Genomic DNA, 14,206 nt, shown 5'->3' with positions numbered 1-14,206 from the left:
GCTTGTCTCCAAACATTGAATTGAAGTTCCATCCAAAGTTACGACAATCTCAAGTTCCTTAGCGAAAATCACTGCTGAGAAGTCGGGGCATATGACAAAGACCTTCCTCGGATTTCGAGAAAGGTCATATGTAAATAGATATGCGCCTCTCTCATCTCTCAGTTACAACAGTGTCACTCGGACACTTGGTCGCTGCAAGAATTAGCACCGTGCGGTATACCGCCGGTTGCCGGGTTTCATCGGGCCAGTCCCTCCACCTACTCTTGATAAGATTTCGCTGTATTAAGTTGTAATTTAATATGGTTCACCGTCTACTTTATTACATTAATGCCCTCACGTCAAGTTGCAGTTCTACGTCTGCTTTCCAGATCGGAACCGTTCATCATCCGTTATCATACACTGCCTCAGGGCGCGAAATAGACACATTTTTGCGCTTGAAAGCACCTTGTACCAGCGGTATACTAAACAAGGTGTTATAAACCCTTATGTGAGAGGTGACATATTAAATGGATGGCGACCCGAGGCCTGACTGGCAGCCGAATTCCGACAAACTGCATAGAGAATTGACATCAGCATGCCGGCAGCGGGACGTGACTTCCGTTTGATTATATAATGAACGCAGCCCTGATCTCCAGGCTCCGCTGCCGACCGGCTGATTTGTTCTTTTTGCGCCCATAATGATAATATCCGCCAGGTTGGCGGGTGCAGAAGGAGTAGATTAACAATGAAAATCCGGTTGGTTAACAACGGTGTATTTATTCCGGTGGACGACATTCAGCAGGCGCTGACTCCACCAGCGGAAGGATTTTACTGGATTGATGCGGACGTAGACGATTTGGCGGTACTTCAGCCGCTGTTCTTAATGCATGATCTGGCAGTGGAAGACTGTCTCAGTGATGAAGAACAACGTCCGAAGATTGAAATTTATGAGAACCATTACTTTATTGTGATCAATAGCATCCGTTTCGATGATGAAGAAATATTTCTACGTGCGGTGAACTTGTTCCTTGGCAGACATTTCATCATTAGTGTTACGAAGCAGAAGGTTAGCGAATTGCGCACACTGAAACCCATTCTCTGGGAACAGGAAATCAGCACACCGGATCGTCTGCTCTACTTGCTGGTTGACTTGATTGTTGATAATTATTTCACCGTAGGTGACCGAATTGAAGCTCGGATCGAGAAGCTTGAGGAAGACATTCTGATGCACACCAAAAAGTCACATCTGAATGAAATCATCGGGCTGCGCAGTGAGATTCTGTGGCTGAAGAAAGTGCTTGGACCTCAGAAAGAGGTTATTAACACACTGAACAAAAAAGATCTGCGTCTCATTGATGATCAGCTGCAAAAGTATTTCAGTGACATCTATGAGAATGCTGTAAAAATATCTGAAACCTTTGAAACATATCGCGACCTGATGGGCAACTTGCGAGAAGCCTACCAATCCAGTATTGCGAACCGGGCGAATGAGATCATGCGTGTGTTTACCGCCATTACCACGGTCTTCATGCCGCTGACGGTCATTACCGGTATCTACGGTATGAACTTTACGAATATGCCAGAGCTTAACTGGAAATACAGCTATTTTGTTGTGATTGGCCTGATGGTTACCCTGGGCCTGAGCATGTTCTTCATTTTCCGCAAAAAAGACTGGGTATGAACTCAAATGAAATGAAATAACAAAGACGAAGCGCTCCTGTGGGAGAAACGCCTCGTCTTTTTTTCATTTCCTTCACCTAACCTACATTCTGCTCTGTCTCTGCATGCCGACGAAAGCGGATTCGAATCATGCGCAGTCTTTCATAGACCTGCTCCAGACTTCCTCCGTCGGGTTTCTCTCCTCCATACACCTTATGTAATACTGGCTTCAGGAACGTATCTCCCAGCTCCTCATACGCACTCCATACGGCCTCTTGTTCGTTCTCTGGCATCACTGCCAGCTCCACGTCCAGAAGACAATCGGTATCATAACCTTCGAGATCCAGTGTCTCTAACAGCTCAATCAACTCACGTCGGGATAATCCGGATCGATTAACAATCTCCTCTAACGTATATCCTTCCTTCATACCCTCAAGCACTTGCTTGCGCGTGGTGAACTTGTCGAGTTCCTGCTTGTACTTCTGCTCTCTCTGCTTATATAACCAGCTCTCATACTCTTCTTCCTTCAGTGCCGTGTATACCCAGTCCAGCGGGAATGTCGTTGAACGCTCCAACCCATTCGTAATCTCCATCCACTCCGTACCATACTCGGTTGCTTTGCTCTCCCCTACGCCGGGCAGTTGCATCAGTTCATCCATCGACTGCGGAACAAAGGCACTGATCAGACGCAGCAGACGGTTCGTTGCTATAAAATACGGTGCCTTCCGGTCAGACACAGCTCTCTTCCTGCGCCATGTGCAGAGATCCGTATATAACTGCTCATTGCCGTATAACTCACTGTAACAATGGAGCCGCTGTCCACCATAACTGCGTGACTTCAGATCATCATTCTCGTGAAATAAACCCTGCAACTGCGGTCGGTACCCCTCACTCATCTGTATGGCAAGCTGATGACGGTAGATATGAAGCAGCTCCTCCCAAGAGGTCCCTTCGTACCAAATGCTGTCCTCACGCTCTCCTTCCTCGTAACGACTCCATCCCAGCTGCCAGCTATCCTCCTCTTCTCCAATCCATAGCTGCGCATATTCTGCATTTTGATCTGACATTCTGGACAATCTGTTCATGAAAATGACTTCCATTTTCCGTTCCCTCCCTTTCACATTTCAGCCTATACGGGTTAGTTATGCTACCTACAGGCGCACAAAAAAACACCTCTCCTGCAAAATCCATGCAAGAGAGGTGCTTCCTCATTAACCGTGCTATGCTGTTGCCCATATCATACCACAATGGTAAAATTCGTCAATCCCTTATTGTTCTACTTATTCAACGCCAATTTGGCAAGCGCCAGTGAACCGCACAGCCCTGCATTGTCGCCAAGTCCTGGTGAAACAACATACTGGTCAATATCGGATTGTAGTGCCGGATGCTGAACGTATCCTGCAAGCAACTCCTGCAGTTTGCTGCGAACCATCGGGAACAGGTGCTCCTGCTTCATAACCCCGCCACCCATTACGATTTTCTGCGGTGAGAGAATCAGAACATAGTTCATCAGTGCATGTGCCAGGTAGTGCGCTTCGATCTCCCATGCTTTATGATCTGCTGGCAGTTCGTAAGCCGGTTGCTCCCAACGTTTGTTAATGGCCGGGCCTGCTGCAAGACCTTCGAGGCAGTCACCATGGTATGGACAGAAACCCTCGTATGTATCCTCCGGATGTCTGCGTACAATGATATGTCCCATCTCTGGATGTGACAATCCATGGACCATTTTACCGCCAACCACAGCACCTGCACCAATGCCTGTACCCACAGTGATATACAGACAGCTCTCAAGACCTTGTGCAGCGCCCCAGGTTGCTTCTCCAAGTGCCGCACCATTCACATCCGTATCAAATGTCATCGGTACATCAAAATGCTCCTTGAGCTTGCCAATGACGTTATACTGTCCCCAATGTGGTTTCGGTGTTGTTGTGATATAACCATACGTTGGGCTTCCTTCAATCGGATCAATCGGGCCAAATGAACCTACGCCCAGAGCTTCAATGCCTTTGCCTTCAAAAAACGAAATCACTTGAGCCATTGTCTCTTCCGGTGTCGTCGTGGGAAAACTTACGCGTTCCAGAACTTCTCCATTTTCCGTGCCAATACCACATACAAATTTGGTTCCGCCTGCTTCAATTGCGCCTAAGATCGTCATGTTAGTCACACTCCCAAGTTAGTTTAAAAAGGAATTGATATTGCTTTACTTGATGACACTATAATTACCCTGCTACTTAATCTCCAGCTTGGACAATCGTTTCATTAACGTCTGCCTCCAGCTGTCTGACAGCGCAGGAATGGCCAGTAACGCCTGAATACCTTCGGCATTTTCTTTCCCCTGATGCATAATTCGATTGGCTTCAAGAACCGTCATTGATGTAGGATCGGTGCTGATCCGTCGAAATATCGACGAAGGCCTTACCTCCCCTTCTTGCAGTACACGAAAGTAAAAGCCCGTATGTCCACTCTCCTGAAAATAAACAGGAAGTTCCTTATAGTCATACCTCGCACCCAGCTTGAAGCAAGGTTGTCTGGGCTGACTGACCTGCACCGTGGCTTCGCCCAACTCGTACACATCACCAATCCGTACGTCTTCTTCGGCACAGCCTTCAACCGTCAGATTTTCTCCACAAGCTCCCCAGTCCAGCTTGCGATCCATCAGCTGTTCCAACGCCGGATAACGACTGTAATCGTATACACAAACGGCCTTGTCAGGTCCGCCATGATGCACCAGATCCGCCTGGGCATCCCCTGTCATTCCAGAGAATGACAGGAAAACCGCGTCGGTTACAGGATGTTTCACAATGCCGCTCATCACTTCACGCTTCTGCCCAGGGAGCGGCTGCGGCAGACCTACATTAATAGTCAGAACTGCTGTGTTGCCTTCCCCTGACTTTCGATCAGATGTGAGTGTCATTTGGCATCATCCCTCCCATAATTACTTTCTTTTAACGCACAGAGCCACCAAATACCAGTGCATTACTCAAGAGCCGGCCTGGTGAAGTTAGCATTTTGCCCCCGGCATACATACCCGAGGAAGCACCGCCATCCAGATTCATGGCTTGTTTGGCACCAAGCTTCTGCATCACCGCTGCCCACTCCTTGATTGTTGCTCCGGAAACGGTAGCCAGCATAACAGAACCGTCCGCCATGATCGCAATACCACTTCTGGCTCCCGAAGCATTAAGAATCTTGGCATCCTTGAAACCTTCGCTCGTCGGATTGACAGCTACCTTACCGTCTTTTACCAGACGTGGTCCCGCTCCAACAGCGGTCACTACATCTTGCCAAGGGATCTCTTTGCCTGCGGCGTTCGTATACTTATAATTCATTTCTACGGTTGAACCAACGGTGAAACGGTCCGACGAAGACTTCTGGTTACCTGTGAAGACCAGTACCGAGCCATTCTTAGGAATCGCTACATTTGTATTGGGCACTTTTTTGGTCACAATACCTTTCTCCATGACAACCGCAGTGCCACCTTTGAACCCGACTGTGGCACCTCGTTCAGGCGTATACAGCATCGTAATGCTTGCGTTCGCTGAAGGTGTTCGATTAATAAAGGTCGCATACCAACTGCGTGATTTACCTTTTGTATCCGTTACTTTACCTGTCAAACTCACCTGAAGTGAATCCATGATCGCCGAGCCGTCTTCCTTAAATCCGATGGATGTTCCGTATCTTCCAATATGTATGACCTTACCATTTGCTATTAACATACCGTATGGATCTGGTGCTCCGTTATATGCTTCAAAAAATGCTCCGTTAATGGCAGCTTGTGCGCCATAAGCTTTCACTATCGATGGCAATGTTGCCGTTTGGCCCACTTGCTTCTTCGCGAGTCCCACCGTAACCGGTGTTCCCTTCGGAATCGTAACCGTCTGTACGGTAAAATTGCGTCCTGCTGCTTTTACTTTCTGTACTTTGGTGCTAATTGCTGCTTTGGCATCCGCTGTCTGTGGCGCACTTACTGCTCCCGAAAGAATTACGGGCAAGGCCAGGACGAGGGCCATAGCCCCTGTCCACCACTTTTTACCTGTTCGTACGTTCTTCATGTTGCTCACCCTATTGCCACTCCCATCCAAGAGCCAAGGCTCTTCATCTCAAGTTGTTCAAACTTGTCCATCACCATATCCGGATCAAGACGCAATTCACAGATATCCAGCGCACAGGCAACCGGAACAGCACAATGAATCTCTGCCAGTTTGCGGGACAGATGAAGCATGTCCAGATCATTCTCAATCTTGTTACGCACCGAAGGGGTCAGTTTATCCATGTTGCTCAAAATCCCTTCAATGGAGCCGTATTCCTGTACAAGCTTCAACGCTGTTTTCTCACCAATTCCCCGTACCCCGGGATAATTGTCACTGGCGTCTCCCATCAGACCCTTCATGTCAATGACTTGACGAGGTGTCAGTTGTTTCTCTGCCATGAGCGTTTCAGGGTTGTACACCATGTAGTTGCCATGGCCTTTTTTCATAATAATGATACTTGTACGGTCATTAATCAGTTGCAGCATGTCGTGGTCACCCGTCAGTACCATAACATTCATATCTGTCTCTTCGGTGTAATACTTAGCAAGCGTTCCGATGCAATCGTCGGCTTCGAATCCTTGTGCACCTATATTCGGAATTCCCAGGCTATCCATCACTTCACGGATCAGGGCAAACTGGGGAATCAGGTCATCCGGAGCTTCTGCCCGGTTGCCTTTGTAAGCTGCGTATTCTTCACCGCGGAACGTCTTACCGCCCATATCCCAACAACATACGACATGACTTGGCCCAAAAGTCTGAACCGCATCCCAGAAATAACGGATAAATCCGTAGACTGCGTTGGTAGGCAATCCTGCCTTTGTACGTCTGATATATCCGCTTGCAGATGTCGCATAAAAAGCACGGAACAACACCGCCATACCGTCTACCAGCAACAAAGTAGGTTCATTACGTTGATTCACTTGAATTTGTTCTCTCCTGTCTAAATCTAGCATATAAAATACGAAACTAATTCTATCATTATAGCATAGTTCCGCCAACCATCGATCAGCCAAAAAAGCCCTGAATTTTGAACATTCAGAGCCCATTAAGTGTTAATTCATTCGACAATCATAACAATCATCGAATGACCGATCCCACCAAAAATCCATATTTTACGCGTTATTCCATTCCTGCTCGTACGTTTCTTCCTTGAAGCCAACCGTCACCTTTTCTCCATCCGTAACGATCGGACGTTTGATCAGACGACCATTGGAAGCCAACAAACGAATCTGTTCATCAGCGGACATGCCCGGAAGCTTGTCCTTCAATTGCTGCTCCTTATACACTTCCCCGCTCGTATTAAAGAACTTCTTCACTTCCAATCCACTCTTTTGGATCAGTTCTGTTAGTTCAACTTCTGATGGCGGTGTGTCGAAAATGGGGATTAGCTCCAGCTCATGGCCTTGCGCTTCAAGCCATTTTACAGCTTTGCGGCATGTACCGCATTTGGCATATTGATATACTTTTAAGTTGCTCATTGTATGTGCTCCTCCAAATGCTCCGGTATCGACTTCTCGCTTCCCTTGGTTTGCTTCACAAATCCAAAAGTCGCTCCAAATCGATACCATCGCCATGTAATTTTACTGATTTTTGCGAATGAGATTAAAAACACATTCGCTATTTTTTTTGGATCAAGACCTTAAAACTTTAAGGACTAAAGGGTTAAGTGCTAAGCCCTTAGGATTTCAAGGTCTAAAGAATCTACAACCATAAAGATTAGCCTACGGCATATTGTTCGGGTTCATGAAGCATCCCTCACACAAGTTAGCCAGTCAGCGTTGCTCCAAGCAGGACGAGCCCATGCAGGTAACTGTGACACAGGGTTCAGAACTAAAGGCCCCGTTGCAGCTTCCTACAGTTCTTCTCTGGGAGCTGCCTCATCATTCAAACGCTGCTCCAGCGCAGCCATATCTGCTGGAAAAGGGGCCTGGAACGTTATACGTTTCTGTAGAATGGGATGTTCGAACGTCAGCTCACAGGCATGCAAGGCCTGGCGTTCAATCCAGCTGTCCCTTTCATCTCGAACAGCTATGGTCTGCTCATCGATCTCGTGCACAGGTAGTGTCTTGTACATCCGGTCACCGATCAACGGGCAGCCGATGGAAGTCATATGTACCCTGATCTGATGGGTTCTGCCACTTTCCAGCTTAAGACTTACTGCACTGGCGCTGCCTTCTGCCCAACGGGTTAAGGTCGTGTACAACGTTCTTGCAGCGTAGCCATCAGGTGTAACAATTCTGCGATGCGGCTCTTCAGGATCACGATCAATCGGGCCATCCACTGCCCCCTGTTCCAGGACAGGACTGCCGTGTACAAGCGCAATATATTTCTTATCCACCGTTCCTGCAATCATCTGTTCAGACACATGCTGATGCACATAAGGATTCTTGGCTATGGCCAGCACACCTGACGTTTCCTGATCAAGTCGATGAATCGGTCTGAACCGGAATCGCTCGCCCTTGGATTTCCAGTAATGAACGACTCCATTCGCCAAAGTGCCTGTGTAATGACCATGTGTCGGATGAACGATGATGCCCGCATCCTTGTTTACAATAAGCAAATGCTCGTCTTCATACAGAACGGTAAAGGGAATAGGTTCAGGCAAAATATCATCCGATTCCTCTTGCTCCATCCGAACTTCAACGACATCACCTGCAGCTACCTTGACGCTAATGTACACGCGCTCTCCATTTAGCATGACGCCTTGTTCTGTCAGCTTAATTTTGGATAAAAGCTTGCGCGACACCAGTAGCCGGCGCTGAAGCACGGTCTTCAGCAGCCAGCCATCTTCTTGCTCGGTCACCGTGTAGACAATCGGCGAATAGTAGTGGCTCATTCTTTGCGGCGGAAGACTTTTTTGCTCCGCACATATTCAATATCGGCCACCTGTTGTCTCGCATTGGCCGTCCGTGCAACCACGAAGAAGTAATCAGACAGTCGGTTTAAATACCGTCGTACAGATGGGTTAATGTCCGTATGTTGTCCCAGTGTTACGGTGCGACGCTCTGCACGGCGACATACCGTACGGCACACGTGTAGAGCAGAGGATAGCTGACTGCCACCAGGAATAATGAATCTTTCCACTTTTGGATTCTCAGCATCATACTGGTCGATCCATTGTTCCAGACGCGTGACCATTTCATCTCTTACCTTATATTTGGTTTCACTAATCTTCACGAAGGCCAGATCAGACCCACAATCGAATAGTTCCTGCTGCACTTCCAGCAGATGTTCCCGCAGATCTTCGAATTCGCCCTGAGCAGAGTCAATAAGGCTGATCGCCTGACCGACAAAACAGTTCAGTTCATCAATCGTGCCATACGCCTCAACTCGATCATCATCCTTGATGACACGTCCACCGATGACCGAAGTCTGTCCTTCGTCACCTGTTCGTGTATATATACCCATTGTTATCCCTCCAATTGTTAATATAATAATGAATACGGGAATGCCATTTTTTCAGAAACCAGTCTATCGCTTTACACGTATATAAGAATTGGTGTGCTCTGCCGAGTATACGACAAATCTTTGGAAACCAAAAGTAAAGGAGACGATTATGCAAAACTGGATAACCGATTTCATGGAACAATACGGCTACATAGGCATTGCACTCATTATTGCTCTTGAGAACGTATTTCCCCCGATTCCATCCGAAATCATCTTGCCGTTTGGCGGATTCATGACCACCTATACCAGTCTCACCCTTCCAGGTGTAATTATTGCCGCTACCATCGGCTCCGTCCTTGGTGCAGTGTTACTCTATGGTATCGGACTCCTCATTGACGTCGAACGCCTTGAGAAAATTGTGGAACGCTGGGGACATGTTCTGCGCATCAAAAAAGAAGATATTCACCGTGTCGATGCATGGTTTGACAAATATGGCATGTGGACCGTATTGTTCTGTCGAATGGTTCCCCTCGTCCGTAGTCTCATCTCCATTCCCGCAGGCATGTCCAACATGAAATTTGGTTTATTCCTTCTCTTTACAACCATTGGTACACTGATCTGGAATGTCATTCTTGTCTCCGTTGGCGCTGCACTTGGCGCATCATGGGAGAGCATTTTACACTTTATGGACGTTTATTCCATTGTAGTGTACGTCATTCTGGCCATCATTGTCATCGGATGTATCATCTGGTGGATCAGACGTAGCAAAAAGCAGAAATAAAAAAAGGATAGACTTCATAAATAAAGCCTCCTTGCCACCATGATCGTGGTCGAGGAGGCTTCTTCATATCACCCGTTTATGTCATCTCGTTACCGTTCGTCTTCATACCGCATTTCCTGACTCTTCAGATCGATAGCCAGACCGGATACCAGCATGTACATCTTTTCAGCATGGATCTGCAGCATCCGGTTAACCGAGGCCATTCTCGCTGTAAATATCCGTTCTTCCTCGGTAGGATGCAATGTACCATGCATTTCATTGGTAATCACAAGCAACTTCCCCTGATAAGACAACAATGCATCGAGCAAAAGTTGAGTCTCTGAACGCTGATGATTCAGATCATCTGTTGCCCTGAAACCGGCAGCCATCCATGAGGTCAGACTGTCTACAATTACAATGCGCTGATCCGCCAAAAACAGATTGGATTCCCGATTAATCTGGGTGATCACCTCTGTCAGTTGCTGACCGTTCCCGGCATGAATGGCACGATAATGAGCGGATGGCAATTCGGGAATAACGGGATCATGATCACCAGTGGATAAATATACGCCCTCCCGGCTAATTCCGGCTGCGTAATTGAGGGCAAACCTGGTTTTACCACTACCTATGCCGCCTGTGACCGTAATCAACAATCCGCTTCCCTCCTTCCACAGCCATTCTGTATTTTCTTTACTCTGTCAGCGCCTTCAGCACTTTCTTGGATTCTTCGACATTGGAAGCAGACACCGGAATGGTGGCAAACAAATTGCTTGCAGCATATTCTACATCTTTAAACATCTTCATGTCTTCGAGCGGAATACCGTAAAGATGTGATTCCTGCTTGAGATCTGAACCGTCATCTCCTTCACCTTTCTCCACCAATACACCGCCTTCAAATACACCCCGTTCAAACTTCTTCGGATCAAAGGTATCATCCAGCGGAATGTTGGAGCCATTGCTTCCGTATTGTTTCATGTCGGCTTCAGGCAAAATGAAGATATCATGTCCACCAGCCGCATACTCTACCATAATTTTCTGAACATCATACATCGCACTGGTGATCACTTCCACCTTGGGTTCCTCGCCCAGTTTTTCCTGCAAATTAGCCTGCAACTGCTCTGAGATTACAGATGGATTTCCTTGGTTATCAATGATGAAAACGGAAAAACCATCTTTACCACCACAACCCGCAAGCAGAAAAACGATAGAAATGATCGCAGTAAGCCCCCAAAATCTCTTCATTCCAGTTCCCCCTTTAGTCTCCTATGTCCAATATATCACAATTGTTCCACGCAAAAAAATAACCTGTATGATCAGGGGATCATTCTTGCTTTGCACACAAAAAAAGAAGACCCTCTCAGGTCTTCCTTCTAACACAATAAACGAAACGTTTCAATCCAGCGAAAACGTTATTTTCCTTTAATCGGGTTAGCCTTCATGTATTCATTAATCTTTAAATCCAGCAAACTGCTGATCTCAATTACAATATCGGATGTGAATGATTTCTCTTCGAGGAAGATCTGTTCCATCTTGCGACGAAGCATATGAATCTCATCTTCCAAGGAAATGTCATGCAAAGATGCGTTATCAGGTTTCACCGACCATCGGTCGCCATGATCGCCTTCTGCCAAATAGTGCCCACGATTAGTCGGTAAATCATATTCAACACAAAACAAAGCCAACCCCTCCTTGGAAAAATGGTTTCCAAATATATGAAAACTTATTTCAAATTGAAATTATATCACAGTATTTTGTAAAAGAAAGTTATTTTTTTCCAATAATGCAATGTCACAGTTGTTCCATACTTCTATTTTAGTATTAACCCTCTTTTTGCACTTTGTAAACAAAGTTTCCGATTCGTTCCAAAGCTTCATTCAATTGGGTTACAGAAGTAGCATACGAGCAACGCAAGAAGCCTTCACCTTGAGGGCCAAAAACATTACCGGGAACAGCAGCAACTTTATTCTCGGTTAACAACCGTTCAGCAAACAGGTCGGAACTCATGCCAGTCTTTTGAATACTCGGGAATGCATAAAATGCGCCCTGAGGTTCATGACAATCAAGTCCAATATCCCGGAATCCCTGCACAATCAAACGTCTGCGCTGATTATACGATTCTACCATTCGGTCTTTCTCACCCAAACCGTTCGTCAATGCTTCAAGCGCAGCAACCTGACCCATGGCCGGTGCACACATTACCGTATACTGATGGATTTTGAGCATGGCTGCAATCAGCTCAGGATGACCACACATGTACCCGATCCGCCAACCTGTCATTGCAAAAGCCTTGGAAAATCCGCTTACGAGAATGGTTCGCTCCTTCATGTCCGGAATAGCTGCAAAGCTAACATGTTTTTGAGTATACGTCAATTCAGCGTAAATTTCATCAGCGATCACAATCAGATCATGCTTTTTGATCACTTCAGCAATAGGCAGCCACTCTTCATAGGTCATGATGGCTCCTGTAGGATTACTTGGATAACACAGAATAACCACTTTTGACTTCGGTGTGATGCCAGCTTCAAGTGCTTCGGCCGTTAACTTGAACTGATCTTTCGCATAAGTTTCAACACCGACAGGTATACCGCCACCGATGGAAGCGATTGGTGAATAAGCCACGTACGAAGGTTCAGGAATAAGAATCTCGTCGCCAGGTACGATTAATGCACGCAAAGCAAGGTCAATCGCTTCACTGCCACCGACGGTAACAATGATCTCATCCTTGGGATCATATTTGGTATCAAACTGAGTATCGAGATAATCGCTGATGGCTTCTCTCAACTTCGGCATGCCTGCGTTGGATGTGTAGCTGGTCATGCCTCTTTCCAGCGAGTATACACAGGCTTCACGCATATGCCAAGGTGTAACAAAATCGGGTTCACCCACACCCAATGTGATAATATCCTTGTTGTCTCCAACCAGATCAAAAAATTTGCGAATTCCGGATGGAGGTATCTGCTGCACGAGGGGTGCCAGATAAGATGTCATTTTCTTGTTGTTTCCGGTTGTCTGTTCATTCACTATCATGACACATCTTCCTTTACGGCGAGATCATGAGACGGTTGTCTTCCTGATGGTCTTCAAAGATAATCCCGTCCTGCTTATATTTTTTAAGAATAAAATTCGTTTTGGTTGAAAGTACAGAGTCAATCGGAGACAATTTCTCCGACACAAAATTAGCGACTTCACGCAGGTTGCCACCTTCTACTTCAACGAGCAGATCGTATGCACCTGACATGAGATATACGGATTTGACTTGCGGATAGAGATAAATGCGTTCGGCAATCCCTTCAAAGCCACGACCACGCTCCGGCGTGATCTGCACCTCAATCAGGGCCGTTACTTTCTCATCATCTATTTTGCTCCAGTTCACGACGGTTGCGTATTTCACGATGACGTGGTCTTGTTCAAGCTGTGCCACGGCGTTCTTGATCTTGTCTTCCGACTCCCCCAGCAGCGTCGACAGCAGTGCGGGAGTCCTTCTCGCGTCTTCCTTCAGCAGATCCAGAACTTTTAATTGCAGATCGTTCAAATCTTTCATGGTTTTCCCTCCAGCGTCATCCAGGTTCCTGAAAATGAATTAATACTTATATTACATGAATTTAACGTTGATGCAAAGACAAAAGACCGCCTGCCCTGAATTCAGGCAAGCGGTGGTATGGTCTTGGTTAGCCAAGTGCTTCAAACCTCATTTCCACAGGTTACATGTAATAAGGGTTACCGTAATTCGGCTGATGCTGAGGCACATTAGGAGCTTGGCTATATGAACTGTTCTGCGTGTTCTTCTCCTGGATGAATTGCTGACACTTCTGTTGCGTCTGGTGTGCAGACTGGATTTGCTTGTCCACATCCTGACGAAGTGCCTTGGACGAGACAGAATACATGTTGTTTTGCTGCATCAGATTGAACAGCTCCCCTTGTAATCTTAGGGTGTCATTTGTTAAATCTGTGAACATTCGACGTGTCATGGGGCAGGAAGCTTCTGTTGTCGCAGTCGTATATTCGCGCGAGGTTCGTCTTAAATCTGCAAGAATCGACTTCAGCAAATCCTGCTCCTGCATAAAAGCGCCATTAGATGATAAAGATTGAGAATACATGCGTTTTCCTCCTATACAGTTAGAGTTGACTTCGATTACTGAACTTGCGCTGGGGCAAGAGATTGATGTTGCTGCAGCGCATTGACAAGGGTATTCAGATGCTGTTCATGTGAGCGAACATAATGATTCAGTGCCTGTTGAATTTGTGGGTTATGTGTGATGGATGCTGTGGCTGCACACTGCTTAATCAGCAGTTCTTCATTGGTAATCGAGTCCGCAATGTAGTTCAATTCCTTGGGACTCAACGCTTGCATAGCTTGATTCTGCATGTTTCGATGGCCTCCTCGGCATAA

At 46.6% G+C, this 14,206-nt stretch carries 17 protein-coding genes and 1 riboswitch; of the genes, 2 read left to right on the top strand and 15 right to left on the bottom strand.

Annotated features, from left to right (window positions below):
- Positions 1 to 148: 148 nt before the first annotated feature.
- Positions 149 to 273, bottom strand: a riboswitch (SAM riboswitch).
- A gap of 451 nt (positions 274 to 724) precedes the next feature.
- On the top strand, positions 725 to 1,660 hold the full coding sequence (corA, locus tag NYE45_RS08715) for a magnesium/cobalt transporter CorA (RefSeq protein ID WP_062833460.1): 936 nt from the start codon (positions 725 to 727) through the stop codon (positions 1,658 to 1,660).
- 76 nt (positions 1,661 to 1,736) lie between these two features.
- On the opposite strand, the gene NYE45_RS08710 is transcribed toward corA, so the two are convergent.
- The 8 genes from NYE45_RS08710 to NYE45_RS08675 form a co-directional block, all read right to left on the bottom strand.
- Complete coding sequence (locus tag NYE45_RS08710; RefSeq protein WP_340016398.1) at positions 1,737 to 2,738, bottom strand: HRDC domain-containing protein; 1,002 nt, start codon at positions 2,736 to 2,738, stop codon at positions 1,737 to 1,739.
- Between the two features lie 176 nt (positions 2,739 to 2,914).
- On the bottom strand, positions 2,915 to 3,793 hold the full coding sequence (locus NYE45_RS08705; RefSeq protein ID WP_047842269.1) for an ROK family protein: 879 nt from the start codon (positions 3,791 to 3,793) through the stop codon (positions 2,915 to 2,917).
- Between the two features lie 72 nt (positions 3,794 to 3,865).
- Positions 3,866 to 4,552, bottom strand: a complete 687-nt coding sequence (locus NYE45_RS08700; protein WP_076330267.1) for an MOSC domain-containing protein — start codon at positions 4,550 to 4,552, stop codon at positions 3,866 to 3,868.
- Between the two features lie 31 nt (positions 4,553 to 4,583).
- Entirely contained in the window at positions 4,584 to 5,690 is a 1,107-nt protein-coding gene (locus NYE45_RS08695) for a phosphodiester glycosidase family protein (RefSeq protein ID WP_340016397.1), read from the bottom strand.
- Between the two features lie 5 nt (positions 5,691 to 5,695).
- Entirely contained in the window at positions 5,696 to 6,589 is an 894-nt protein-coding gene (locus tag NYE45_RS08690) for a 5'-3' exonuclease H3TH domain-containing protein (protein ID WP_017689620.1), read from the bottom strand.
- A 192-nt stretch (positions 6,590 to 6,781) separates the two neighbouring features.
- Positions 6,782 to 7,147 carry an arsenate reductase family protein gene (locus tag NYE45_RS08685; protein ID WP_062833457.1) on the bottom strand — a complete coding sequence of 122 codons (366 nt, stop codon included), beginning with the start codon at positions 7,145 to 7,147 and terminating at the stop codon, positions 6,782 to 6,784.
- A 374-nt stretch (positions 7,148 to 7,521) separates the two neighbouring features.
- Positions 7,522 to 8,505, bottom strand: coding sequence for an RluA family pseudouridine synthase (locus tag NYE45_RS08680; RefSeq protein WP_340016396.1), 984 nt, complete (start codon positions 8,503 to 8,505; stop codon positions 7,522 to 7,524).
- Complete coding sequence (locus NYE45_RS08675; protein ID WP_036610088.1) at positions 8,502 to 9,077, bottom strand: cob(I)yrinic acid a,c-diamide adenosyltransferase; 576 nt, start codon at positions 9,075 to 9,077, stop codon at positions 8,502 to 8,504. Before NYE45_RS08675 ends, NYE45_RS08680 begins: the two co-directional genes overlap by 4 nt.
- Positions 9,078 to 9,225: 148 nt before the next feature.
- Here NYE45_RS08675 and NYE45_RS08670 point away from each other — a divergent pair, with 148 nt between their 5' ends.
- On the top strand, positions 9,226 to 9,837 hold the full coding sequence (locus NYE45_RS08670) for a DedA family protein (RefSeq protein WP_062833455.1): 612 nt from the start codon (positions 9,226 to 9,228) through the stop codon (positions 9,835 to 9,837).
- A gap of 89 nt (positions 9,838 to 9,926) precedes the next feature.
- Here NYE45_RS08670 and NYE45_RS08665 read toward each other — a convergent pair whose 3' ends face one another.
- From NYE45_RS08665 to NYE45_RS08635, 7 genes are all read right to left on the bottom strand, one after another.
- Positions 9,927 to 10,469 carry a bifunctional adenosylcobinamide kinase/adenosylcobinamide-phosphate guanylyltransferase gene (locus tag NYE45_RS08665; RefSeq protein ID WP_062833454.1) on the bottom strand — a complete coding sequence of 181 codons (543 nt, stop codon included), beginning with the start codon at positions 10,467 to 10,469 and terminating at the stop codon, positions 9,927 to 9,929.
- Between the two features lie 37 nt (positions 10,470 to 10,506).
- Positions 10,507 to 11,058, bottom strand: coding sequence for a hypothetical protein (locus NYE45_RS08660; protein ID WP_340016395.1), 552 nt, complete (start codon positions 11,056 to 11,058; stop codon positions 10,507 to 10,509).
- A gap of 167 nt (positions 11,059 to 11,225) precedes the next feature.
- Positions 11,226 to 11,492 carry an aspartyl-phosphate phosphatase Spo0E family protein gene (locus NYE45_RS08655; protein WP_062833452.1) on the bottom strand — a complete coding sequence of 89 codons (267 nt, stop codon included), beginning with the start codon at positions 11,490 to 11,492 and terminating at the stop codon, positions 11,226 to 11,228.
- A 142-nt stretch (positions 11,493 to 11,634) separates the two neighbouring features.
- The gene (locus NYE45_RS08650; RefSeq protein ID WP_062833451.1) at positions 11,635 to 12,843 is read right to left on the bottom strand and encodes an aminotransferase class I/II-fold pyridoxal phosphate-dependent enzyme; all 1,209 of its coding nucleotides are present in this window, start codon (positions 12,841 to 12,843) and stop codon (positions 11,635 to 11,637) included.
- A gap of 13 nt (positions 12,844 to 12,856) precedes the next feature.
- Positions 12,857 to 13,357 carry an Lrp/AsnC family transcriptional regulator gene (locus NYE45_RS08645; protein WP_024628343.1) on the bottom strand — a complete coding sequence of 167 codons (501 nt, stop codon included), beginning with the start codon at positions 13,355 to 13,357 and terminating at the stop codon, positions 12,857 to 12,859.
- A 160-nt stretch (positions 13,358 to 13,517) separates the two neighbouring features.
- On the bottom strand, positions 13,518 to 13,913 hold the full coding sequence (locus NYE45_RS08640; RefSeq protein WP_062833450.1) for a spore coat protein: 396 nt from the start codon (positions 13,911 to 13,913) through the stop codon (positions 13,518 to 13,520).
- Positions 13,914 to 13,948: 35 nt separating this feature from the next.
- Complete coding sequence (locus tag NYE45_RS08635; RefSeq protein WP_062833449.1) at positions 13,949 to 14,182, bottom strand: hypothetical protein; 234 nt, start codon at positions 14,180 to 14,182, stop codon at positions 13,949 to 13,951.
- Positions 14,183 to 14,206 lie beyond the last annotated feature (24 nt).

This window comes from Paenibacillus sp. FSL K6-1318 (genome assembly GCF_037976905.1).
GTDB lineage: Bacteria > Bacillota > Bacilli > Paenibacillales > Paenibacillaceae > Paenibacillus > Paenibacillus amylolyticus_A.
The sequence above is the reverse complement of the archived record's forward strand: the minus strand, read 5'-3'. Positions and strand labels throughout refer to the sequence as shown.

Coding starts and splice junctions, on each gene's coding strand:
- NYE45_RS08670 (WP_062833455.1), top strand. CDS start 9,226: ATGCAAAACTGGATAACCGATTTCATGGAACAATACGGCTACATAGGC.
- NYE45_RS08700 (WP_076330267.1), bottom strand. CDS start 4,552: ATGACACTCACATCTGATCGAAAGTCAGGGGAAGGCAACACAGCAGTT.
- NYE45_RS08640 (WP_062833450.1), bottom strand. CDS start 13,913: ATGTATTCTCAATCTTTATCATCTAATGGCGCTTTTATGCAGGAGCAG.
- NYE45_RS08685 (WP_062833457.1), bottom strand. CDS start 7,147: ATGAGCAACTTAAAAGTATATCAATATGCCAAATGCGGTACATGCCGC.
- corA (WP_062833460.1), top strand. CDS start 725: ATGAAAATCCGGTTGGTTAACAACGGTGTATTTATTCCGGTGGACGAC.
- NYE45_RS08705 (WP_047842269.1), bottom strand. CDS start 3,793: ATGACGATCTTAGGCGCAATTGAAGCAGGCGGAACCAAATTTGTATGT.
- NYE45_RS08650 (WP_062833451.1), bottom strand. CDS start 12,843: ATGATAGTGAATGAACAGACAACCGGAAACAACAAGAAAATGACATCT.
- NYE45_RS08645 (WP_024628343.1), bottom strand. CDS start 13,357: ATGAAAGATTTGAACGATCTGCAATTAAAAGTTCTGGATCTGCTGAAG.
- NYE45_RS08680 (WP_340016396.1), bottom strand. CDS start 8,505: ATGAGCCACTACTATTCGCCGATTGTCTACACGGTGACCGAGCAAGAA.
- NYE45_RS08695 (WP_340016397.1), bottom strand. CDS start 5,690: ATGAAGAACGTACGAACAGGTAAAAAGTGGTGGACAGGGGCTATGGCC.
- NYE45_RS08675 (WP_036610088.1), bottom strand. CDS start 9,077: ATGGGTATATATACACGAACAGGTGACGAAGGACAGACTTCGGTCATC.
- NYE45_RS08710 (WP_340016398.1), bottom strand. CDS start 2,738: ATGGAAGTCATTTTCATGAACAGATTGTCCAGAATGTCAGATCAAAAT.
- NYE45_RS08660 (WP_340016395.1), bottom strand. CDS start 11,058: ATGAAGAGATTTTGGGGGCTTACTGCGATCATTTCTATCGTTTTTCTG.
- NYE45_RS08635 (WP_062833449.1), bottom strand. CDS start 14,182: ATGCAGAATCAAGCTATGCAAGCGTTGAGTCCCAAGGAATTGAACTAC.